This is a genomic window from Archangium sp., assembly GCF_057119385.1.
The window spans coordinates 1-23,029 of sequence record NZ_DBNGVP010000200.1 but is presented as its reverse complement, the minus strand read 5'-3'; the positions used below and the strand labels follow the sequence as shown (position 1 = coordinate 23,029).

General features: G+C 68.4%; 20 protein-coding genes. 11 read left to right on the top strand and 9 right to left on the bottom strand.

Annotated features, from left to right (window positions below):
* Positions 1-11 precede the first annotated feature (11 nt).
* A complete protein-coding gene (locus tag AC16DP_RS46075; protein ID WP_329732800.1) occupies positions 12-503 on the bottom strand; it encodes a YchJ family protein in 492 nt (163 codons plus the stop codon).
* A gap of 80 nt (positions 504-583) precedes the next feature.
* Between AC16DP_RS46075 and AC16DP_RS46070 the strand changes: the two genes are divergently transcribed.
* From AC16DP_RS46070 to AC16DP_RS46050, 5 genes are all read left to right on the top strand, one after another.
* Positions 584-1,477 carry an undecaprenyl-diphosphate phosphatase gene (locus AC16DP_RS46070; RefSeq protein ID WP_329732799.1) on the top strand — a complete coding sequence of 298 codons (894 nt, stop codon included), beginning with the start codon at positions 584-586 and terminating at the stop codon, positions 1,475-1,477.
* Positions 1,478-1,480: 3 nt separating this feature from the next.
* Complete coding sequence (locus AC16DP_RS46065; protein ID WP_329732798.1) at positions 1,481-2,080, top strand: CoA pyrophosphatase; 600 nt, start codon at positions 1,481-1,483, stop codon at positions 2,078-2,080.
* 311 nt (positions 2,081-2,391) lie between these two features.
* Positions 2,392-2,787 carry a response regulator gene (locus AC16DP_RS46060; RefSeq protein WP_329732797.1) on the top strand — a complete coding sequence of 132 codons (396 nt, stop codon included), beginning with the start codon at positions 2,392-2,394 and terminating at the stop codon, positions 2,785-2,787.
* 16 nt (positions 2,788-2,803) lie between these two features.
* Positions 2,804-4,171, top strand: a complete 1,368-nt coding sequence (locus AC16DP_RS46055) for a sensor histidine kinase (protein ID WP_329732796.1) — start codon at positions 2,804-2,806, stop codon at positions 4,169-4,171.
* Between the two features lie 180 nt (positions 4,172-4,351).
* Positions 4,352-5,599, top strand: a complete 1,248-nt coding sequence (locus AC16DP_RS46050) for a hypothetical protein (RefSeq protein WP_329732795.1) — start codon at positions 4,352-4,354, stop codon at positions 5,597-5,599.
* 5 nt (positions 5,600-5,604) lie between these two features.
* Here AC16DP_RS46050 and AC16DP_RS46045 read toward each other — a convergent pair whose 3' ends face one another.
* Both AC16DP_RS46045 and AC16DP_RS46040 read right to left on the bottom strand, forming a co-directional pair.
* Complete coding sequence (locus tag AC16DP_RS46045; protein ID WP_329732794.1) at positions 5,605-7,029, bottom strand: MBOAT family O-acyltransferase; 1,425 nt, start codon at positions 7,027-7,029, stop codon at positions 5,605-5,607.
* Position 7,030: 1 nt separating this feature from the next.
* Entirely contained in the window at positions 7,031-9,739 is a 2,709-nt protein-coding gene (locus AC16DP_RS46040) for a GDSL-type esterase/lipase family protein (protein WP_329732793.1), read from the bottom strand.
* 145 nt (positions 9,740-9,884) lie between these two features.
* Between AC16DP_RS46040 and AC16DP_RS46035 the strand changes: the two genes are divergently transcribed.
* The 4 genes from AC16DP_RS46035 to AC16DP_RS46020 all read left to right on the top strand — a co-directional run bounded on the left by AC16DP_RS46035 (position 9,885) and on the right by AC16DP_RS46020 (position 15,306).
* Positions 9,885-10,949, top strand: coding sequence for a mannose-1-phosphate guanylyltransferase (locus AC16DP_RS46035; protein WP_329732792.1), 1,065 nt, complete (start codon positions 9,885-9,887; stop codon positions 10,947-10,949).
* 42 nt (positions 10,950-10,991) lie between these two features.
* A complete protein-coding gene (locus AC16DP_RS46030; protein WP_329732791.1) occupies positions 10,992-12,440 on the top strand; it encodes a pre-toxin TG domain-containing protein in 1,449 nt (482 codons plus the stop codon).
* Positions 12,441-12,827: 387 nt separating this feature from the next.
* On the top strand, positions 12,828-13,244 hold the full coding sequence (locus tag AC16DP_RS46025; RefSeq protein WP_329732790.1) for a hypothetical protein: 417 nt from the start codon (positions 12,828-12,830) through the stop codon (positions 13,242-13,244).
* A gap of 232 nt (positions 13,245-13,476) precedes the next feature.
* Positions 13,477-15,306, top strand: a complete 1,830-nt coding sequence (locus AC16DP_RS46020; protein WP_329732789.1) for a serine/threonine-protein kinase — start codon at positions 13,477-13,479, stop codon at positions 15,304-15,306.
* Between the two features lie 19 nt (positions 15,307-15,325).
* On the opposite strand, the gene AC16DP_RS46015 is transcribed toward AC16DP_RS46020, so the two are convergent.
* Complete coding sequence (locus AC16DP_RS46015) at positions 15,326-16,123, bottom strand: hypothetical protein (protein WP_329732788.1); 798 nt, start codon at positions 16,121-16,123, stop codon at positions 15,326-15,328.
* Entirely contained in the window at positions 16,120-16,548 is a 429-nt protein-coding gene (locus AC16DP_RS46010; protein WP_329732787.1) for a hypothetical protein, read from the bottom strand. Before AC16DP_RS46010 ends, AC16DP_RS46015 begins: the two co-directional genes overlap by 4 nt.
* 539 nt (positions 16,549-17,087) lie before the next feature.
* Here AC16DP_RS46010 and AC16DP_RS46005 point away from each other — a divergent pair.
* Both AC16DP_RS46005 and AC16DP_RS46000 read left to right on the top strand, forming a co-directional pair.
* Entirely contained in the window at positions 17,088-18,959 is a 1,872-nt protein-coding gene (locus tag AC16DP_RS46005; RefSeq protein WP_329732786.1) for a CotH kinase family protein, read from the top strand.
* Positions 18,960-19,022: 63 nt separating this feature from the next.
* On the top strand, positions 19,023-19,757 hold the full coding sequence (locus AC16DP_RS46000; protein ID WP_329732785.1) for a head protein: 735 nt from the start codon (positions 19,023-19,025) through the stop codon (positions 19,755-19,757).
* On the opposite strand, the gene AC16DP_RS45995 is transcribed toward AC16DP_RS46000, so the two are convergent.
* The 4 genes from AC16DP_RS45995 to AC16DP_RS45980 all read right to left on the bottom strand — a co-directional run bounded on the left by AC16DP_RS45995 (position 19,730) and on the right by AC16DP_RS45980 (position 22,874).
* Complete coding sequence (locus AC16DP_RS45995) at positions 19,730-19,864, bottom strand: prolyl oligopeptidase family serine peptidase (RefSeq protein ID WP_329732784.1); 135 nt, start codon at positions 19,862-19,864, stop codon at positions 19,730-19,732. The two genes, AC16DP_RS46000 and AC16DP_RS45995, sit on opposite strands and share 28 nt — an antisense overlap.
* A 346-nt stretch (positions 19,865-20,210) precedes the next feature.
* A complete protein-coding gene (locus AC16DP_RS45990) occupies positions 20,211-21,047 on the bottom strand; it encodes a hypothetical protein (protein WP_483957087.1) in 837 nt (278 codons plus the stop codon).
* 133 nt (positions 21,048-21,180) lie between these two features.
* A complete protein-coding gene (locus tag AC16DP_RS45985; protein ID WP_329732782.1) occupies positions 21,181-21,993 on the bottom strand; it encodes a hypothetical protein in 813 nt (270 codons plus the stop codon).
* Positions 21,990-22,874, bottom strand: a complete 885-nt coding sequence (locus AC16DP_RS45980; protein WP_329732781.1) for a DUF2381 family protein — start codon at positions 22,872-22,874, stop codon at positions 21,990-21,992. The genes AC16DP_RS45985 and AC16DP_RS45980 overlap by 4 nt, the downstream gene beginning before the upstream one ends.
* Between the last annotated feature and the right edge of the window lie 155 nt (positions 22,875-23,029).

Genomic DNA, 23,029 nt, shown 5'->3' with positions numbered 1-23,029 from the left:
GCGTGGCACCCTCACCCCGTCCCTCTCCCGGTGGGCGAGGGGAAATTGAGCAGGGTGAGGGTCTCGGGGGGACGGGGACTCTCGCTCGACGGCATCCCGTCTCCCCTCAGGTAGCGCCACCCCGTCCCATCGTGACGGAACTCCGACCGCTCCACGAACGAGCGGTCCTTCCCCTTCTCGAAGATGCGCGCGTAGAAGAGCACCACCGCCTTCCCCGTCTCGTCCGCCGCCTGGCGGTCCAGCACGTGCAACCTCGGGTACTTGTGCCCGCTCGCCACCGCCCGCAGCTCCCGCAGCACCTCCTCCTTCGGCCTCGCACGGTCCGGGTGCTCCGGGTGCAGCGTGCGCCACAGGTACTCCACCTCCCGCAGCGCGAACGCGCTGTACCTCGAGCGCATCAGCGCCTCGGCGTCCGGCGCCTCCGCTTCTCCACGATGGTAGCGCGCACAACACTCCCGGTAGCGCAGGCCAGAGGTGCAGGGACAGGGTGGGGCAGGGGGCATTGGACGTTCCCGGACGACAGCGCGCGACGAAGGCTCTTGCTGCCCCGCAGGGTAGCGCATACATCCACTTCCCCACACGTATGAGTCTTCTCCAAGCCATCGTCCTCGGGCTCGTCCAGGGACTGACCGAGTTCCTCCCCATCAGCTCCACCGCGCACCTGCGCATCGTCCCGGAGCTGCTCGGCTGGCCCGACCCCGGCGCCGCCTACTCCGCCGTCATCCAGCTCGGCACCGTGGCCGCCGTCCTCATCTACTTCCGCAAGGACATCGTCACCCTCCTCCGGGCCTTCTTCCAGGGCCTCGCGCGCCGCGAGCCCTTCGGCACCACCGACTCGCGCCTGGCCTGGTTCGTCCTCATCGGCACCCTGCCCATCGGCATCTGCGGCCTGGCCTTCAAGAAGACCATCGAGGGCTCCCTCCGCTCCCTCTACGTCATCTCCGGCAGCCTCATCGTCCTGGCCCTCATCCTCTTCGTCGTGGAGCGGCTCGCCTCCCACAAGCGCACCCTGGACGACATGCGCTGGCGCGATGGCCTCATCGTCGGGCTGTGGCAGGCGCTCGCCCTCATCCCCGGCTCCTCGCGCTCGGGCACCACCATCACCGGCGCCCTGTCCCTGGGCCTGCGGCGCGAGGACGCGGCGCGCTACTCCTTCCTGCTCTCCATCCCCGCCACCTCCCTGGCCGGCATCTTCGAGCTCAAGCACCTGCTGGAGGCCACCGAGCGTCCCTCCACCATGGCCCTGGTGACGGGCACCCTGGTGGCCTTCGCCTCGGGATGGGCCGCCATCGCCTGGCTGTTGAGCTACCTGCGCAAGCGCTCCACCCTCATCTTCATCGTCTACCGGGTGGTGCTGGGCGTGGTGCTGCTGGTGCTCCTCCACCAGGGCATCCTCCGCCCCCTGGCCGGAGTGGAGAACGTGGATACCGCCAACACGCCTCTGAAGGTGCCCGTGGAGAGGCAGGGAACGGACTGAGCCGTGGACGCACTCTTCGACGCGCTGGAGAAGCACCTGTCCGCCCGGACGCCCCGGGCCCTGCACCTGCCCGGCGTCGTGATGCGCGAGGCCGCGGTGCTGGTGCCCCTGCTCGTGCGTGACGGCGCCCCCCACGTCCTCTTCACCAAGCGCCCCACCACGCTGCGCCACCACGCCGGCCAGTACTCATTCCCCGGCGGCTCGCGCGACGCCGAGGACCCCACCCCCCTGCACACCGCCCTGCGCGAGACGCGCGAGGAGCTGGGCATCGACGTGTCCGGAGTACGCGTGCTCGGCCCCCTGGACGAGGTGCCCACCCTCACCGAGTTCCGCATCCAGCCCTTCGTGGGCGTCATCCCCCACGGCCTGGAGTACCGGCCCAACCCGGACGAGGTGGAGTTCATCCTCGAGGTGCCCCTGGAGGTCCTCTTGGACCCGGCCATCCGCCGCACCGAGCGCCGCCATGTACGTGGGGTGGAGTACGACGTGGACTTCTATACCTACGGCACCCACGTCATCTGGGGCGCCACCGGCCGCATCCTCCGCGACCTGCTGCGCCTGGCCTCCCAGGGGTCCGGCCTCTCCGCTCCGAAATCACGCTGAGTCCGCGCCGCGCGGGGCCGTCTCTGTTATTCTTTCGGGATTCTCCTTGTTTGACGGCCGGGCCAGGATTCACCGGGACCCGGAGCAGTTCCTGACGTCGGGATTTGCCTGTCTTCGTGACCGTTGTCCCATGTCTGCCCTTCTCACGCCCCACGCCGTCGCTTGCTGCTGGGTGAATGACTCCGGCTGGCCGCTCGTGCCGCATGCCGGCACTCGAGCGTTCGCCGTCCTGTCCACGCAGTGTCCCGGCACGAGCACGTCCCGCTTCTGGTGTAGGGTGGATACACGTGCCGGTGTGGCTCGGAGCCCCCATGGCCAGGATTCTCATCGTCGATGATGAAGTACATGTCGTTGGAGCCCTTCGCCGCCTGCTGCGGCGCGAGGGCTTCTCCATCGAGGTGGCGCTCAATGGCCAGGAGGCCATCGAGAAGCTGGCCACCTTCGAGGCGGACGTCGTCATCTCCGACTTCCGCATGCGGGGGATGAACGGGTTGGAGCTGCTCGGGCAGGTGCTGCGCATCGCGCCCCGGGCCGCGCGCGTCCTCATCTCCGGGCACGCGGACCTGTCGGGGGGGTCCGAGTCCGGGGTCATCTCCCACTTCATCAGCAAGCCCTGGGACGATGATCGCCTGGTGGCCGACGTGCGCGCCCTGCTGGGCGCTCAGGGTCCGGGCCCGGGCCAGGGCTCGGCCACCTCGGGAACCTGAGCGGTCCGCGGCACCCATGGAGGTTCGAGCGAAGCAGCCCGTGCCGGACGTAGACGCGGAGCAGGTGCACAGGGGCACCCAGGCCATCGCGAGCGTGGGTCCCGCCGTCTTCAACGGGGTGCTGGTGGCCTGGTACTGGGGCCAGTGGCGGGTGATGTTCACCCTGCTGGCGGTGGCGGGGGTGCTCACCCTCGCCAACGCGGTGTTCACCGAGTGGGTGGCCCGGCACAGCGGCCGCCGCGTGGCGGAGACGGTCCGGCTGCTCGTCAACGTGGTGGGCGTCGTGGCGTACGGGGTCCTCACCGGTTGGTCCGCGCTGGTGTGGATCTTCGTGCCCTACAACCTGCTCTGGTTCTCGGGGATGGACGCGTGGGTGCGCCACCGCGCGGCCGTGTACCTGGGAGTGATGGCCGTGGCGTCGCTCCTGACGGGCTCCGAGCCGGGCACGACCCTGGCCTTCACGCTGCTGGGGGCCTTCGGTTTCATCGTGTCGGAGAAGCGGGCCTCGCTGGTGCGCGGCATGTTGGGGCAGGTGCTGCGGCAGCGCGAGGAATTGGAGCAGGCCCACCGGACGCTGGCGCGGACCCACGGCGAGCTGGAGGCCGCGCACCAGGAACTGCAGCAGCTGCACCAGCGGGCGCTCGAGCAGGAGCGGCTGTCCAGCCTGGGCATGCTGGCGGCGGGCGTGGCGCATGAAATCAACAACCCGATGAGCTTCGTGACGAGCAACGTCCACTCGATGCTCAGGGATTTGCGCGACGAGCCGAACCTGTCCGAGGTGATGAAGGAGTACGTGGACGACGTGCTCCCGGCGACGCTGGACGGCATCAAGCGGGTGAACACCATCGTCGGGGACCTGCGCCGCTTCGCGCGGGGAGACCCGGAGGCCCACACCTCGTACGAGCTCGACGCCGAGGTGGAGACGGCGCTGCGGATTGCCCACGGCCAGCTGAGCCATGTGCGGGTGGAGAAGGAGCTGGGCGGGGTGGGCCGCTCGGTGGGCCGGCCGAGGCAGATCGTCCAGGTGCTGGTGAACCTGCTGGCGAACGCCGGGCAGGCCACGGCCTCGGGCGGGGAGGTGCGCATCCGCACGCGTCGCGACGGGGAGTCCATTTTCGTGGAGGTGAGCGACACCGGCACGGGCATGTCCGAGGAGACGAAGCGCCACCTCTTCGAGCCCTTCTTCACCACCAGGCCCTCGGGCGAGGGCACGGGGCTGGGGCTGTCGGTGGTGCACGGCATCGTGAAGTCGCACGGGGGCCGCATCGAGGTGGAGAGCGAGGAGGGGAAGGGCACCTGCTTCAAGCTCCGCCTGCCGCTCGTGCCGCCGCTCCTCCAGTACGAGCCGTCCACGGATGGGGGCATGCGCCGGCGCAGGGCCTGAGGGTTTGACGCCGTGCATCAGGGGCCGCGCTTCCCGGGGTTGGCGGGGAGTCAGGCGGGGACGTTATGCTTGGCTGTTCGCCCCCCAGGCATCGTCGTATCGGTGCCGGCGATTCGTGACCTGGATGGAAACCCCAGGTCCAGGCCGTTGGGTGGGGGAACCGTCGAGAGGACTCACGGCATGCTCCAGGCTTCCCCCCGCGTCGTCGCCCCCGCCGGTCCCGGCACTCCCTCCGAGGACGGTTCCGGGTCTGGCGTGCGTCAGGTCCTGGATGTCGTGGCCCAATCCGCCGCCTGCTACCCGGGACTGCTGCGGATGATGGGCTCGCCGCGCTGGAAGCGGCTGCTGCGCGCGAACACGGAGCCGCTGCGCGAGGCCCGGCTGCTGGAGGCGCCCCTGCGCGAGCTGCTGGCCCAGGGCGACGGCGGCTCCCCCGGGCTGCTGCGGCAGCGTGAGCGGTTGGAGGTGCTCGCGCGCAAGCGGCTCGCCCACTTCACGCGGCGGGGCGAGGCGCCGCTGGGCGAGATGCTCGGGCGCCTGGAGACGCTGCTGAGCGAGCCCCGGCCCCAGCCGCCCGGCGGTGACGAGCCGGTGCTGCTCGAGGGCCGGCAGGGGTTGCGCCACCTGCTGTCCTGGCCCGGCACGTGGGTGTTCGCGCTGCTGGTCCTCACCAACCGCTACGGCCTGGAGCGGTTCGGCAGGCCCGCGCCCATGCTCTTCGCGGGCGGGGCGCTCGTCCTCTATTACTACCTGCGGTGCACGGGGCGCTTCTGGCTCACCGCGAAGCGGCTGATGTGGCAGCCGCGCTTCGGCGAGCCGGTGCAGGTGTCGCTGGCGTCCATCGGCTCCGGTGGCATCTCCGCGCTGCCAGCCTGGGGCGAGGTGCGCGTCGAGGGTGACCGTGCCTTCACCGTGCGCCACGCGGGCCGCGCGGGCCTGTTGGCCTCGCTGTTGGATCTGCACCGGCAGTCGCCCTTCGCGGGCGAGGTGGACGGCACGCCGCGGGTGCACGAGGTGTCGGTGCTCCCGGCGTGGCGTGCGCCGGAGAGCGCGCGGTCCGCGAAGCAGGCGGAGCCCGGGGTGGCGGTGCTGCGGCCGGGGTATGCCGCCTTCCTCCCGGCCGAGCGCTATGCCGACGTCTTCCGCGGCCTCGCCGGCCCGGGGAGCCGCAAGCCCGAGGCGGACGTGACGGTGGAGCTGCTGGTGGAGCACATGCGGCTGCTGTCGGAGCCGGAGTTCGACGTGCGCATGCGGCAGGTGGTGCACGCCAGCGGGGGAGAGCTGTGGCACGCGGACGAGGTGCGCCCGGAGCTGGCGGCCGGCGGTGGACGCGTGCGGCTGGGCGCGCGGGGCGTGGGCATGGAGCTGCTGGCGGACGCGGCCCAGGCCGAGGCCACGGACCGCATCGTGCGCCGCTGGGCGGCGTAGCCAACTCAGAACTGGAAGTAGACGTAGGGGCGCGTCTCGACGGACGTCAGGTGGCGCACGCCCAGGCCCACGAGCACCAGCACCACCGCGCGCACGGGCACCGGCATCCGCACGAACAGATCTCCCGCCTTGTGGAAGAGGCTCAGCGGCGTCACGTGGCTCACCGCCGCCACCGCCAGCATCGTCCACACCAGCGTGCTCACGTTGGCCAGCCCCAGGCTGCCCTCGAAGAGGCGCAGGTACATCTCGCCCGCGTGCGCCAGGCTCGGCGAGCGGAAGACGATGCGCGTGAGCACCACCACGGTGAAGGTGGCCACCCAGCCGAGCCCCGCGCGCACCACCGCCATCTTGCCTTCCTTCGGCGGCTTGCCCGTCATCCACCACCACACGCGGATGAAGCACTCCATGGCGCCGTGCGCGAGACCCCAGATGGCGAAGCGCCAGTCCGCTCCGTGCCACAGTCCACCCAGGCCCATCGTAATCATCAGGTTGAGCAGCGCGCGCGGCTTGGAGACGCGGTTGCCGCCCAGCGGCCGGTAGAGGTAGTCGCGCAGCCAGTTGGAGAGGCTGATGTGCCAGCGGCCCCAGAAGTCGAAGAGGTTCGTCGCCAGGTAGGGGCGGTTGAAGTTCTCCGCGAACTTGAAGCCGAAGAGCGCCGCCGTGCCGATGGCGATGTCCGAGTACGCCGAGAAGTCGAAGTAGAGCTCGAAGCTGTAGGCCACCGCCGCGACGAGGCACTCGGCCGAGGTGTACGCCTCGGGCGAGGCGAAGACGGGGTCCACCAGGCCACTGCCCAGCACGTCCGCGATGATGAGCTTCTTGGCCAGGCCCACCGCGATGCGATACAGGCCGCGGCCTCCCTCGTCGGCGGTGAGGGAGGGCGTGTCGTCGAAGCGCTCGATGAGGTGCGAGGCGCGCACGATGGGGCCGGCCACCAGGTGCGGGAAGAAGAGCAGGTAGAGCAGGTGCTCGAAGAACGAGTGCTCCTTCTGGATCTCCCCCCGGTACTGGTCGATGACGTAGCTGAGGGCCTGGAAGGTGAAGAAGGAGAGGCCCACCGGCAGCAGCAGGCCGAAGGGCTGGGTGCGCACGTGGACGCCCAGCGGGCCGAGCAGCGCCACCGCCGTCTCGCGGAACAGGTCCGCGTACTTGAAGGTGCACAGCACCCCGAGCGTGCTGACGATGGACACCGTCAACAGCGCCTTGCGAACCCCGGGCTTCTGCGAGCGGCGGAAGCCCTTGATGCACAGGTGGTTGATGCCCGTGGCCCCGAAGAAGAGCACCAGGGGCCAGGGCGTCCACATCGAATAGAAGAAGACGCTCGCCACCATCAGCACGGCCAGCCGCGGCCACTTGTGGCGGTGCAGCGCCCAGTAGAGGCTGAAGGTGACGGTGAGGAAGAAGAGGAACTGGAGGCTGTGGAAATACACGTCAGCCGCCCTCCGCGGCGAGCGCTGGCGGCTGGGTCTTGAAGACCTCGTAGGCCGCGAGCAGGTCGGAGAGGAACGAGCCCGCGAGCTTCTCGTAGCCCTCGGGAGTCAGGTGGATGCCGTCGGTGTGGCCCAGGCCGTCGCGCTGCCAGCGCAGCATGCTCCAGTCCCCACCCATGGCCGCCCGGGGAGACCAGTACGCGCAGCCCTGGGCGCGCGCCACCTCGGGCAGGGCCGTCACCACGCGGGCCAGGGCGGGCGCTTCCTCCCAGCTGCCGTCCTTGCCCTGCTGCAGCCGGTCCGTGGTGCCGATGACGAGACACTCGGCCCCGCCCGCGTCCTTGCGCAGCCGGGAGATGAGGGCGCCGTACTCGGTGCGCAGCTTCTCCGCGTCCAGGTCCGGCTGGCCGCTCTCGTTGGTGCCGTACCAGAAGACGAGCAGCTGGGGCTTGCGCGAGGACAGCTGCGCGGAGAGCGCCTGGGGGTCCACGCTGGCCAGCGTGGAGGCGGTGGAGCCCGGCAGGCCCACCGCGTCATAGGCGATGCCCTTCTGCTCCAGGTCCAGCGCCGCGCCGAGCACGGTGAGCGGGCCACCACCCTGGTTGAGCACTTCGAGCTCGTGGGCCGGGCCGGTGACGGGGAAGGAGCGGATGCGCACCGTGGGCGAGGTGAAGGGCTCGGGCGGCGCGGGCTCGGGCGGCATGGCGTGGCCATCCACCTTCACCTCCATGCGCCCGCTGCCGGGACCGTCCAGCCAGTACAGGGAGAGCCGCGCGGGAGGCGTGGCGGCGGCGGTGCAGCCCTCGCAGAAGCGGATGCGCAGCGAGGCGCCGGGAGCTCCCACCGCGCGGGTGCCACTGAGCCCCCAGGCCTGTCCGGGGGTGGTGGCCTGCAGCGCGTCCTCCACCGTCCACTCGCCCGTCAGCTCGCGTGAGACACCCGCGGGCTTCAGCCGGTCCGACGGCTTGCCCGCGGAGATGTAGCCGCGCCCGGCGTCGCCGAAGCGTGTCGCCAGCGCGTTGCGCATGGCATCCGTGAAGGAGTGCGAGGCCGTGTGCGAGGCGCCCATCTGGAGGATGCCCAGCCGCGCGTCCTCGCCCTTCTCCAGCTTGCTCAGGCGCCGGAAGGTGGAGAGGAGGGACTTCTCGGTGTTCTGCAGGCCCGAGGGCTCGGCGGCGATGCGGGGCGGGCTGCTCGCGGCGTAGGCGCGCTGGATGGCCAGGTCGAAGAGGTGGCCCAGCAGGTCCGAGCCCCGGGCGCGCGGGTGGATGAGGTCCTCGTTGAGCATGCCCGCGGACAGCCAGCGGATGGCGGCGCCCTCGCCGCCCATGGCCTCGAGCGCGTCCCACCAGGCGCAGCCGCCCTCCTTGGCCACGTCGCGGAAGATGTCCGCCACCATGCGCGAGCCCCGGCGCGGAATCAGCTCCCCACCCATGGTGCGCACGGCCGCGTCGATGGGAGACCAGACGAGGCACGCGGCGTCCGGCACGGACTCGCGCACCAGCTTCACCAGCTGCTCGGCCTCCTGTTTGATCTCCTCGGGCTTCGTCCAGTCGCGCGAGAGGCGGAAGGCCTCGTTGCCGCCGAACATGAGCACCACCAGCGAGGGCTTGCGCTGGCGCATCTGCGCGCGGAAGTAGGGCGGATGGGTGCGCAGGAACACGCCCGCGTAGGCGCCCGGCAGGCCGAGGGTGTCGTACACCACGCCCGGCTTGCCGTTCTCCATCGAGACACCGTGCAGCTCCACCTTGCCGCGCGTCTTGAGCGTCAGCGTCTTGGCGTCCTCGGGCAGCTTCACCCGGGCACTGGCCACCTCGGCGGGAGTCCAGCGCGTCTGCAGGCGCTGCAACTGCTTGCCGTCGGCGAGCACCTGCAGGGAGCCCCCCATCGGCTGGGCGAGGAAGAAGATCTCCGCCGTGCGCGCGTCGCCGATGTCGAAGCGCACGTCCTGGGAGCCCTTGACGCCCGCGGTGAAGGCCACGCCGGTGAAGGGCAGCCGGTCCTTCGGCGGCGCGCGGTCGATGATGCGGATGAACTCCCAGCCCTCGGAGGCCTGGCCGGCGCGCACGCCGCGGCCGGAGCGGGTGGGGCGGTCGATGTAGAGGAAGCCCTTGCCGCCCGAGCCGTGGCGCTCCTGCAACCGCTCGCGCACCACGTCGTTGATGTGGTCCGAGGCGATGAGCGAGTCACCCAGGTGCTCCACGCGCACGGGCGTGGTGCGGCTGCCGTTGTGCAGCCCGCGCAGGGCCTTGAAGAAGGGCTCCAACCCGCCCTCCTCGCACCCGGAGGCGCCCATGCGGCGGCAGCCCGGGTCGAGGTCCACGTGCTTGGAGCCCATCTTCTCGCGCAGGGCCTCCATGCGCAGGGCCTTGGCGAGCGTGGCGGGGCCGAGGTTCGCGATGCCCAGTGTGTCGGAGGACTCGGCGACGGCGGGCGGCGGGGCCACGGTGCCGCCATCGGAGGAGGTGTCGGCCTCGACGACCTCGGTCTCTTCTTCCTCCGGGGGGAGGTCGGGCACCTCGGGGGCGGGGCCGGTGTCGGGCTCGACGCCGATGGCCTTGCGCTTGGCGGCGGCACTGGAGGTGGTGACGAGCGCGATGAGCTGCGGCACCACCGGCCCCTGGGCGAGGCTGGGGATGGGCCGCCACGCCTCGGGGAGCGGGGCGAGCGACAGCCCCACCGCGAGCGCCAGGGTGAGGGCGAGCGTCAAACCTGCCGATGTGTGCTTGGACTCCAACGCGCCGGCATGAGACTGGCTTTTCGGGGCGGGGTCAAAACTCCTGCCGACGTTCGTGGGGCAGCCGGGCGAGCGAGCCCCTGGCGAGCGGCGGGCAATACGCTAGGGTGCGCCGCCCATGACCCTCCATCCCGTCATCATGGCCGGCGGCTCCGGTACCCGCTTCTGGCCCCTGTCGCGCAAGGCGCGTCCCAAGCAGTTCCTTCCCCTGGCCTCGAAGAACCCGCTCATCACCGACACCGCCATCCGGCTCAAGGGCCTGGCCTCGGTGAAGGACACCCTCATCGTCTGCGGTCCGCTGCACGCGAAGCAGGCGGCGAAGCTGGTGAAGGGGCTGCCCAAGAAGAACCTCCTGGTGGAGCCGGTGGCGCGCAACACGGCGCCGGCCATCGCCCTGGCGGCGGTGCAGGTGGCGGCGAAGGACCCGGAGGGCATCCTGGTGGTGCTGCCCTCGGACCACCACGTGGCGGACGTGGCGGGCTTCAAGAAGACCATCGCCGAGGCGGCGCAGGTGGCGGCGAAGGGGCACCTCGTCACGCTGGGCATCAAGCCGCACCGTCCGGAGACGGGCTACGGCTACATCCAGGTGGGTGACGCGCTGGAGGGCGGGGGCCGGCAGGTGAAGGCCTTCCGCGAGAAGCCGGACACGGAGACGGCGAAGCGCTACGTGGAGTCGGGCGAGTACCTGTGGAACGCGGGCATCTTCGTCTTCCGGGCGGACGTCATCCTGGAGGCCTTCGCGAAGCACATGCCGGAGATGAAGAAGGGGCTGGACGCGCTGCGCAAGGCGGCCGGCAAGCGCACCTTCGCGGGGGTGCTCAAGCGGGTGTTCCCGAAGCTGCCCTCCATCTCCATCGACTACGGCGTCATGGAGAAGGCGGGCAACATCGCGGTGCTGCCGGGAGACTTCGGCTGGAGCGACGTGGGCTCCTTCGCGGCGATTCCGGAGGTGCGGCCGGCGGACGAGCACGGCAACGTCATCTCGGGTGCCGAGGCAGTGGTGGTGGACTGCAAGGGCTGCGTGGTGCTGGCCGACAAGCGTCCGCTGACGGTGGTGGGGCTCACGGACATGGTGGTGGTGGACTCGGGCGACGCGGTGCTGGTGGTGCCCAAGGACAAGAGCCAGGACGTGCGCAAGGTGGTGGAGGCCCTCAAGGCCCGCAAGCGCGAGAAGTACCTGTAGGCCGTGGCCATGCGCGGGAGACGGGACGCACCCGGGTGGAGAATGGGGGGCGTCCTGCTGCTCCTGCTGCTGGCCTGCGCGGGGCCGGAGTCCTGGCGGGCCTCGCGCACCCGGACGTGGGCCCTGTCCTCGGCTCCGGCGTCTGGCGCGGGTGGGGACTGGGCACGTCCGGAGGAAGAAGCACGCTGGAAGGCAGTGGAGGAGAAGTTGGAGGAGTACCTGCAGTGGGGGATGCGTCTGATGGAGACGCATGCCGCGCACCTGCGGCGCATCGCTCCCGGCCACCTCCTCACCGAGCATCCGCTGCGCGAGAAGTCCCTGGATGCGCTCGTGCGGGCCACGCTCGCCTGGGCCTACAGCCATACCCAGGACCCGGACTTCCTGCGGCGAAGTCCCTCGGAGGTCGCGCTCTACCTGCTGGCCAGCCGCTCGGCTCTGGCCACTGCCATCGACCTGGGTAAGAGGGCTCCACCCCACCTCGACTACACGCCGCCGCCCGAGGACGTATACACGGCGGAGGAATGGGTGGTGGAACTGGCCGTTGGCCTCACGCCCATCCTGGGCGAGGTGACGGACCTGTCGGCGGCCATGTCCGGCTACAGCCTCACCGGACATCCGCTCAGCAATCCCGAGCGCTTCATCCATCTGCTGGGGGTGTTGCTGCCGTTCGCCAACGGCAAGCTGCTGAAGCAGGGAGGAGAGGCCGCGCTCCAGCGGGTGGCGCTCGTCACCGGCAGGAGCCTGGACGAGGTGCGGGCGCTCTCCCGCGTTGCTTCACATCTGGGCCCCGAGGACGTGAAGGAGATCGAGCGCGTCCTCCAGCGAGCCGCGGACAGGGGCGGAACGCTGACCGGCGCGGAGTTGGTCTTCCTCCAGCGGGTGGCCGGAACGCTGGAGCAGCCCCTGCGCATGGCCGCCAATGCCCTGGGACATGGGCAGGTGCTGCCCGTGCTGGGGATGCGCACGCTGCCGGATGGGACGTGGCTGCTGCCGGGGACGCCCCAGCACATGGCCCAGTGCTGGGTGGACTACCAGTTCCGCAACCCGCGCAAGTACCGGAGCTTCTCCTCCTCCGTGGACCCCGAGTGGGAACGGCTCTACCGCTCCATCCTCGCCAACAAGCAGGCGGGCAACGTCTTCGAGGACGGCATTCTCAAGGCGGAGGGCTACGTGAAGAACACGTCGGTGATGATGCCTCCGCTGGGCAAGGGCGCCGTGGGGTTCATCCCGGACTCCGTGCGCGGCAACCCCAGCGAGTTGGTGTGGGGCGAGCCCTATCGCTTCATCGAGGCGAAGGGCCGCCAGGAACTGGCCTACTCGGGGAACCTCAAGGCCATGATCGAGTATGTGCGTGATCATGGCGGGCATATCGAGCTGTGGGTTCGTTCCGCGAAGCATCCTTCGGGGAAGACACATTTGACCGAACCACTGCTTTATGCCCTCAAGAAGCTGGAGAATGACGGGAAGGCGAGCGTGAGGTATTCACCTTGAGACCCGCTCATGCCTCGTTTTCGCTATCTCAAGTCGAACATCGCTCTTCCTCCGGGCAAGCCATCAAGCGCGATGGTTCGGGAGCTTCTTCGGCTCGTTTTCGAGAAGTACCAGTGGTTCGTGCCCAGGCGATACGAGCACGTCCCCTCGTTCGAGAACCAGCTTGTACCTGGCCACATCGACTACGGCGCGCTTGTTGCTACCTACGAGGAACATCAGTCCCTCTGCATCGCGGCACGGACGGACAGTGATTTCCTCTGCATCTCTCCCGCCCGCTATGATTCCCGGCCTTATTGCTACAACGGAGACATTGCGTGGAGGGCTTCCGCGAAATTAGCGTCCAAGCCCGCATGGCGTGCCGCTCATCTTGAGCAGGTGGTTGAAATCATGCGCCTCGTGAGTTCCCCGCTGGCGGAGGCCTCCCTGGCCGAGGACATCCAACGCAAGACGCGGCGTGAGATTCCCGCCGAGAATGGCCACGGCTCCATCGAGACCTTCACCCTCCGCAACTACAGCGCGGGCCTCTCCGGCCTCTTCTGGCGCAACTTCTTCGGTCCTCCGTTCGTGCGCATGTTCGGCGAACGCCTCGCCTCACTGCCCGAGGACTGCCGCAAGATGCTCGGTGAGGAGCTCGTCCTCGTCCAGCCCTACGAGCTGCCCACCGAGGCGGGCACCGAGCAGGGCGATGCGCGGGAGCGCGCGCTGATCGAACAGCTCGGGACCGGGTGCTTCTACGACCACACGCACCACACGCCTCCCACCCGCCTACCGGCCCTCGAGGACCTCTCCAAAGTCATCCACTGAAACCCGGTCCGGTGGGCTCCGTACCTCCTTCTCCTCTCTCGAGAGTGAAGAGGGACCCCCGTTCTTTCAGGGCTGTGTTTGCAGGAATTACCGGACGACTCCGTCTTTCCGACGGCGCGCCACGGCACTTCCGGCGCTTGTCACGTTGAGTGCGTGACGAAGCAAGGGTGCATGCAGGTTGCAACACTCCAGGGGGCGCTGCCGTTCAGGCGAGCGCCGCTGGGGGGCGGCGATGGGTTGCAACCACTGCTTCAATGATCATCCAACGACTGTTTCATGCATCCGGCCCGAGGGTCCTCCGGAGGACAGCGAGACGCTGTCCGGGATGGGCTATGGGCCCCTCGTCCTCGTGCGCAAGCTGGGCGCCGGGGCGCTCGGGACGGTGTACCTCGCCGAGCACCCCTCCAGCGGTGCGAACTTCGCGGTGAAGGTGCTCCACCCGCACCTGGCCAGCAATCCCGCGGTGCTCGGCCGCTTCTACTCGGAGGCCCGCTCCGCTCAGCACATCCTCCACCCGAACGTGGCCCGGGTGCTCGACGTGCGCCAGGCGCCCAACGGGCACCACTGTCTCCTCATGGAGTACGTCAACGGCACGGCCCTGTCGCACCTGCCGCTGCCGTTGCCCTCCGCCGAGGTCGTGTTCCTCCTCTCGCAGGTGCTCGAGGGCCTGGAGGCCGCGCACGCGTGCGGTGCCGTCCACCGCGACATCAAGCCGGAGAACCTCATCCTCACCACGGGCCGCGATGGCGAGCGGCGGGTGAAGGTGCTCGACTTCGGCATGTCCGCCACGCTGGCCGCGGGCTTCACCGAGGAGGAGCTCGCCGCGGGCATGGTGGTGGGCAGCCCGGGCTACCTCGCGCCCGAACTGTGGGTGCGCGCCGAGCCGGATGGCCGCGCGGACCTGTACGCGCTCGCGGTGCTGGGCTACCGGCTGCTCACCGGACGGCTGCCCTTCGGCGGTGGCGGGCGCATGGGCGAGATGCTGCTCGTCCACAAGCCCACGAAGCCGCTGCCGCCGCACATCCTCGAGTCGCGCGTGCCGCCCGCGCTGTCCGCGGTGCTGATGCAGGCCATGTCGCTGCGTCCGGACGAGCGCTTCACCACCGCCCGTGCCTTCCGCTCCGCCCTGCACGAGGCCATGCGGCGGCCCGCCTTCGGCTGCCTGGCGCCTCCCGCCTTCCACGTGCGGGTCGAGGACCCCGAGGGCAGGGGACTGCAGCCGGTGTTCGTGAACGACGTGAGCCAGGAGGGGCTGCGCATCGCCTGTGATGGGCCGCTGCCGCGGCTTGGGGCGCGCCTCGAGGTGGAGCTCTCGCTCAATGGCTGGGTGCTCGCCTGCACCTGCGACGTGGTGCGCCTGCTTCCCTCCGAGGAGGCGCGCACCTGGGGCGGCCGTCAGGGCTACATCCTCCAGTTCTCCGAGCCCTCGGACGACGTGCGCCGGCTGATTGCCCAGGCGCTGGCCCCGCCTCCCGCGGAGCCCTCGCCGGACCCGGAGCTCGCCCAACTGCTGTCGCGCGCCGCCACGTGCAGCCAGGATCCGTACACGCTGCTGGCCGTCCACCCGCATGCGGACTTCGCCGAGGTGATGCGGCGCGTGGTCCAGGCCGAGCGCCGGCTGGAGCCCTTCTGGCAGCGGCCCCTGCCGGCCGAGCAGCGCCGGGCCCTCGAGGCCCTCCGGGAGAAGGTGGACACCGCCCGGAAGACGCTCAGCGAGCCCCTGGCCCGTGCGCGCTTCGATGCCTCGCGGGGCAACTTCCGGGGCGTGGCCCGGTGCATTGCCGCCGGGGTGCAGTTGAACGCCGTGGAGCGCCTGCGCCAGGCCTTCCTCGCCGCCCGTCCGGATGCCGAGTCCCGCGCGCGTGCGCTCTTCGACGAGGGCATCCTCCTGGAGGCGCAGGACGTGCTCGATGGCGCACTGGCGCGCTACGCCGAGGCGCTCCGCGTGGATCCGCTCAACGTCTCGCTGCACCGGTACTACCAATCGCTCATCCAGCGCATGCGCATGGAGGCGAGGGAACCGGCGCCCGCCCATTCCAGCGCTCCACCCGCAATGAGGTGAAGGAGGACGCCGAGTTCGTCTACTCCCCTTCGTCCTTTTCACGATGGGCGAGTCGCTCATCCCGCTCGCGCCTCTCCTTCTTCAACTCATCGGCCAGGGTGAAGGGATAGAGCGCGCGGTGATTGACGTTCTTCCAGTAGGCGGCCACATGGTGCTCGCCCTGGATGGTGATGAAGGCATGCCTTGGGGGGTCGGGAACACTCGCGTGCCACGCTTCGGCCTGCTCACGCGTCTCGAATGAGGCCACTGCCGGTGGGAGGCCGTTGTCCAGTGCGCCCTCGATGAACTCGGCGACGATGGGCACCCGGGCGAAGAGGGGCTCCCTTCGTTCACGGCTGGCGAGCACGAGGTGATAGCTGTCCGCGATGAGAATGCTCGCCATGGTGGGGGGGGGAAGTTGCGCGTCCATCCAGGCTTCCGCCTCGTCGCGAGTCTGGAAGACCGCGATGACGGGGGGGAGTGTGCTGTTCCGCCAGTAGACGAGGTAATCGTCGAGGGCCTCTCGCTGTCCGGAGGACTCGATGTATGCGAGCGCACGGATGGCAACGAGCAGGGAGTCCTTCTCGCTGGCCGAGGGCGCGCGGGCCCACCAATGCTCGAGGAAGCGAATCTCTTCGGCGAAGGACACCGATGGGATGGGCCCGGGCTTCATGGCCTTGTTGAAATCCTCGAAGCGATGGCGCTGGCCGGAGCGGGAGAGGAACGCCGCCGCGCCGCTGGCAATCTCGAGAATCCTTCTTTCCTCTTCCGATTCGCTCTTCCTCAGGGACTCGAGCAGCCGCAGCATCGCGTCGCCGAGGGAGTTGCCGCTCTTCATGGGAGGGCCTCCGTGAGCTGGGACCCGGCGGGGATGTCCGCGGAGGCAACGAGAACGAGCGGAATCAAGAGGAGACACCCGCCCGCTCCGCAAGCGACAGCAACGAAGACCACGGTCGCGATCACGATGACGGTGCCCACGGCGATCTCCTTTTTGTGCCGCTCGAGCCAGTCGATGGCACCCTCAGCGGAGGAGAACTCGAAGGTTTCCTGGGTACTGCGCTTGAGTTTCTGAACGCAGGCGTCGCGCTCCTTGGCACACTCCTCGCCGCAGAAAGCCTCTCTGGCCGCCTTTCTTCCTCCGGCGGTGTTCGGGTATCTGGAGCGATAGCTGCTGGCCCAGCGTGGAATGGGATTGTCCAGACACCTCGTCATGCAATTTTCGTAGACTTCGAAGCACGCTTCGCGAATCTGATCGTCGGTCATGGGCCGGGTGCTTGTCTGCTCCAGCCGCCCATGGGGTCGCGCCAGTGCCAGTTGACGCTGATACTGCGTCAGCTCGAGGTCCGCGACGGGTGTCCAGGCGTGCGTCACCTCTTCACCGGGTCGAGACTCGAGAACGAGTGCGTATCTGGCCAGGTTCTCGGGGCCCGTAGGCGCGGCGGCTGAGTGGCGCGTCACATTGCAAGAAACGAGAATGAAGGCCACGCCCACTGCAATCACCCTGGAGGGAGCATAGGTTTCTCTCATGCGGGGCAGCATTCTGTGTGCTGATCCACTGCTCAACGGATGGCGGGGGCGGGTGTCGGTAGCCGAACAACCTGCCTGCTGAGGAGTGCCTCTGCGGGTTCGAGCGGAAGCCAGGGAACCGGCGCGCCCCTCGGCGTCTCCGTGAGTGCTCTCCAAGGCATGCGTTCCACCCGCCCTGGGTAGCCCGCTTCTCATGTCCTACCCGAGGGCTGCCCTGACTCCTGTCGCGGACAGGACGACAGCCCTGGCGCAGCCCTTGCTCCTCGATGGAGCGCATGAGAATCGCGCTGCTCACCGGACTGCTCTTTCTCCTGGGCGCTTGTGGCTCGACCGAGCCCGCACCTGACGCGCGCAAGGACCCCACGGACATCATCGACGCCGGGCAGCCCGACGCCGGGACGCCGGACGCGGGCCGCCCCGATGCGGGCACGCCACCGGACGCGGGAACGCCGGATGCCGGGACGCCACCGGACGCGGGCATGCCAGACGGTGGGCGCCAGACGGGCTCGAGGCCCTCGCCCGAGAAGCCCCGGTGGCCGGCGCTGCAGACGTCCATCTCCACCTATGAGCTGACGCTGACACAGAAGGACTACCAGGCCCTCTGGGCGCACATTCCGGATCCTGCCTCGCAGAAGTTCCAGGTGGAGGGCCGCTTCACGCACGAGGGCCGCACGTACCCGGCGGTGCTGAGCTTCCGCGGACGCTCGACGAAGACGGACCCGCGCATCGTGAAGAAGTCCTGGGATGTGCGCTTCGAGAAGAAGGAGGAGCGCTTCGAGGGGAAGAAGAACATCGAGCTGCTGGCGACGTGGAAGGACGGCGGCTACCTCACCGAGAAGCTCTGGTACGACCTGGCGGCGAGCGTGGGCCTGCGCGTGCCTCGGGCGCGCTACGTCCACGTGAAGCTGCACCTCGTGCAGGAAGACGGGGGCGTCATCACGAAATACGAGGGCGTCTTCACCGAGCTGGAGTCCGTCAACAAGGACTTCCTCGAGGCCCACGACTTCGATGAGGACGGGGACCTGTACCGCTGTGGCATGCACGACTGTGAGATGCACCAGCCGCCGCAGGAGCAGTACCAGGAGCGCTGGGACAAGAAGACGAACGAGAAGGAGCCGTGGGACCGGCTGTGGAGCTTCCTCGAGGGCATCAACCGCACGGCGCCGCACCAGTTCCCGGCCTTCGTCCAGGAGCGGCTGGAGCTGGAGGACTACCTCACCTGGCTGGCGTTGGAGACGTTCATCGACAACGACCTGCAGGGCGACTCGCGCAGCTATCTCGCCTACGACCGAGAGACGGGGAAGTGGACGTACGTGCCGTGGGATTTGAACAACGCGCTGTCGCTTTACAACCGCACCAACGGCGTGAAGCAGGGCGCGAAGGAGGATCATCCGCTCTTCAGCTTCACGGCCTACGACCCGCACGTGTACGAGCTGGCCGAGTTCCGCCGGACCTTCCCGGACATGCAGGACATGAAGCCCGCCTGGAGCACGCTCTCCACGCGCATCTACGACGATCCGGGCCTGCGCGCCCGGTACGTGGAGCGGCTGCGCAAGCTGCTCGACACGTGGTTCACCGAGGAGAACATCGGTCCGCGCGTGGACGCCATGCACACGCTGCTCGCCCCGTTCATCATGCCCGGGCCGGACGGCAAGACGGTGGATCCGTACATCAGCCCCGCGCACGCCGCGGGCAGCTCCGAGCACCTCCACCGCTTCGTGCGCGAGCGCCGCAAGTGGCTGCTCCAGCACATCCATGACATCGAGTCGCTCGGGAGTGGGGCGCTGGTCATCGACCGGGTGGGCCGGGATGCATCGGGGGCCTTCTGGGTGCAGCTGTACAACCGGGGCTCCGCGCCGGTGTCCGTGGGAGGCCTGTTGCTCTCGGGCTTCACGCGCGTGCCCGGACAGTGGACGCTGCCGGCGCTCGGTGTCGGGCCGGGACAGGCCGTCACCTTCCGTCAGGGGGCCGCCGGGACGGCACAACTGGGCGCGACGCTCGATCCACAGAGGCCCGAGGTGTCCCTCTACGCGGCGGATGGGAAGACGGCCATCGACCTGCTCTGGCTGGCGCCGCTGAATCCGGGCGAGGCCTACGGACGCCAGCCTCGCGGCGCCGAGTCCTTCGGCCCCCAGGCCGGGCCGTGAGGCCGTTCTGGAGGACGCCGGAGGGAGGTTGCATTACCCTGACTCGCCGAGTACGTCCATCCCATGATCATCGAACACTTCCCGGGCGATGCCATGCCACTGCTCGGCGGGTATCAGGAGGGCAGTGTGTCGGAGGAGGAGCGTGAGCTCCTCGATGTGGCGAATGGCGCGGTTGCCTTCATCTACTTCACCGGCCAGCTCTATCGCTTCGACGAATTCCGCACGAGCGGAACCGCCGGCCCTTCCCCCGCTCCTTCCTTCGTCCAGGTCACCGAGTTCCTCGAGCGCATCCGAAGGAATGCTTCCTCCGCCGAGGAGAAGGAGATCCTCCTCGCGGTGATGGACGCACTCGCCTTCGTCGAGGTCTCTGGCCAGAAGAAGGGCTTTGAGGAGTACCTTCACTACTGGGAGACCGACACCCTTCCGCCCGTCATCGCCGCATTCAAGACGGACTCCGAAGCGGAAGCATGGTTGGACGAGCAATCTGTCCCACCGTACGGAGCAAGGGTGCTGATCGGGAATCAATACCATTCCGTCAAGCGGAGCCGCGAGCGCAGGGAGCCTGGCTTTCTTCCGATTCCAACCCTCAAGGAGTTCATCGGACGTCACCTGGAGGAGGGTCTGCTCCCGGCCGTGGCCGCATTCGATTCGAAGGAAGATGCGGAGTCATGGCTCGCGAAGACTCCTCCCACCACCAGGCACGCCTTCATCACCATCGGCGGCAAGTCTCACCTGGCGGTGTATCAGGAGAACGTGAACCACCGAGCCCTCTATCCACTGACGCTGGCTGAGCAGTAGCCGCTGGATGTGAGCGGCAGGGACGGGTCGATCATCGTGGTGAGCACGTCCACGAAGGGGACGTGCACGAGCGCCACCCGGAAGAGGTCCGGGCGCAGGTTGAGCACAGCCCCCGCCAGCAGTGCTCATGGACAGGTCATTGGCGAAAAAGCCCAGGGAGGGCGTAGCGCCGTAGGCCCCATAGCCCTTGAGGTACATGGGCGCGCTGCCGTCCTTGCGGTAGACGATGCTGACCGGGATGCGCGTGTCGTCCACCGCCGTCACGTGCAGCCGCTCGGTGGTGTAGCGCGAGGGCTCGTTCCCTCCGAGCACCGTCTCCTGGGTGTTGCATTCCTCGTTCCGCGCGAGCCCCACCTCGTACACCTGCTCGGGCAGGGTGACCCGGTGCCGCTCTCCCGAGGCCAGGTCGCTCACCGTCAGGTGCTCCAGGCCCCCGAGCATCTTTGCCGTGAGTCAGTGCTTCCCTGCGTCGTCGAGTGCCCGTGCGGCATCATCGAAGACCTTGGCTCCCACCGGGTCAGGAGGCCGGTGGGCCTTGATGAGCGCGGCATCCTCTGAACGTCCCACGAACTTCAGGAGTATCGCGGCCCGGATGGAGCAATTGGCCGAGACGGATCCCACCAATTCCCGAGACAAGCTACGCAGCAGGGCGCGTGTCTCTTCCTCGAACGTGGGCATGAGCCGCTCCCGGTGCAAGAGGATCAGGGAGAGCAGGCGCTCGCAGTAATAAGCGGCTTCGCCCTGCTCACGTATCGCCGGCTCGAGCAAGGCATGCTCCGTGGAGATGAACGCGGGCAGTACCGGCACAAGGGAGTCCGGTATCTCTTCTTGGAGCAGTATGAGCACTCGCGTCTTGTCTTCCGGTGGCACCGATGGGTCTCGGGCCCAGACCGCGAGTTCCTCCGGCGATTTCTCCAACAACACCAGAAGACCGTGCAGGCCATGTGGGGCTGGTAGAGCGAGGTGCTCCAGGTTCTTGCGCACGGTGGCGATCAGGTCCGGATGTCTCCTTCTCCAGAGCGCGCACGCCAGCTCATTGATGGCCGAGCGTTCCGGTTTGCTGGCCACCAGCCGCTCCAGCTTCCGGACCAGGCTCGCCCTCGCACTTGCTTCCTCGATACGGCCCAGCGCGCGGGTGATGTCCTCCGCCACGGTCTCCCCGTCGTAATCCTGGCGTGCTTCCTCCAGAGCGAGCTGCTGTTCCAGGCGCCGGACGCTGGCCGTGCCGCCTACTTCCCCCAGGCCGAACACCGCCGCTTGTCTCGAGAGTGCCGCGGGCTCCTCCAGCATGGCTTCCAGTACGGCGCGCACCTGCCGGGAGCCCGTCCCGGCTTGGAACACCAGCTTCCGGGCGAGGGCCTCGTCTCCTTGTTTGATGGCCGAGACCAGTTCCTCCTGGACTCGCGTCACATCCAGCTCCTTGTCAAAGCCTCGGCTTCTGCGATTCATCCTCGACGATCAGCACTTCGGCGAGAGACCAGACGGCCACCGTCCCCGGAGGCGGTTGCTTCATGCCCAGCATTCTCAAGGCCTCGGGCGGATTCTTCTCCAGGCCCACCATCGATAGCGAACGCCGCTGCGCGATGACCCCGCAGAATGGACCGATCATTCCCAGGTCTCGCAGTTGGTGGAGACGGAGCTGGACGCGCTCGTCCTTGAAGCGGGCCTCACCGTAGAGCAGCGCCGTATCGGTAACGATCGTCCTCCCCTTGCATTCAGGTGGAACGACCCAACTGGATGGATGATCGGTGCAGAGTGGGGATTTGGCGATCTCATCCGGAACGTAGGTATAGACAGGACTCATGACACGGACCTCGATGGGACCCTCCTGGATGAGGGCCACGTCGCCGACGCTTCCGGGCAATCCCAGGACCTCCACGGTGAAATAGGAGTGTGGCGGGATACCCAGACGCCTCGTTTCAGCGATGGCCTCTGGAGAACATGCGGCTGTCCCATCTGGGAGCACGCGAACGCCCGAGCAACCGGCGATCAGGCATGCTCCCGTCATGGCCGTCAGGACTCTCGAGCAGCCATCCCTTCCAGGAGTGCGGCGCGATTGGGGTTTCACCGATTCATTCATGACGCTTCCCTTCTGGTTCTCCAAGGACTTCGCTGAGTCCAACACTGGGGCATTGCTTGCTCGGGCGCGAGCCCGTAGCGGAGCGGTCTTCTCGTGCTCCTCGGTGCCCGCCACCATGACGAGCGCGATCACCGCCTGGGCGAGCGGTGAGATCATGGAATCACCGTCACCAGCAAGCAGGGTAGATCTGAACCGGGCTCGCCTACCGTTGCCAGGAGCTCGGAATCAGAAGCAGGGGTCTCATAGGCCAGGACTATGCGGGACATTCTTCCCGGGGGAATGACAGCCAGTTCTGACGCACGGGAGATGATCCGCACCTGGCCGCTGGCTGAACCCACCAGACCGAGCAGCTCCAGATCGATCGGCCATTCGGAGTCCGAGCGATTCAGGATGAGCAGGGTGGCGTACGAGATTCCCGCGTCGTGAACGACATCGACGAAGGAAAGCGCGAGCCGGTTGGTCTGCTTGAAGGAATAACCATTGCCTGGGAGCCGGTGGATGACCGCTTCGGAGCCTCGTTCGGCGATGAGCCGGGTCTTGTCGGAAACGATCTCTCCCAAGGACTGGGGGCGCATCAGTCGTGCCTGCGCCAGGCGAGCACCCTCCTCGGGGTTGATGGCCGGGCGCTCCCGGAGGTTCAGGAGTACGTCCATGATGCTGGGCCGCGTGACGAGACGCAAGGTGACACGGGTCTCGTCCGCCAACGTGAGGCGCACTTCCAATCCGGGGCCCGTCACCACCGGGCGGCGGGCGGCCACCCGCAGACGATTCCCCCATCCGACTTCCTCCCGCGTCCTCGTCTCCGGCTCCACCAGCGCATCAGCATCCGCTTCGACATCCTGGACCGGAGCCGGCAAGGCCACGGCCGTAGTGGTGTAGGCGTCATGCTCGACGAATACCCGGACGAACACATCGATGGCGCCTCCGTCAGGAGGCATCAAGACGGACCGGACCTGCTGCTCCGGAACGCTCACCACCGCCGCCGCCGGAGTTGCGGAGAGGAGCGTCAAGGTGAGCGACAACGCGCTTGAAAGCATGGGGTGAAACCTCCAGCCCGAGGTCCTTGTACTACAGTTGGACTTCCAAAACAGATTGAGAACCGTCGCGCTGGCCGGGGGCAATAGAGGAACCGCACCTTGAGGCAGGCAGACCTCGTCATTCATAGGAGTAACGGCGTCGCCCCTGGCTCGCA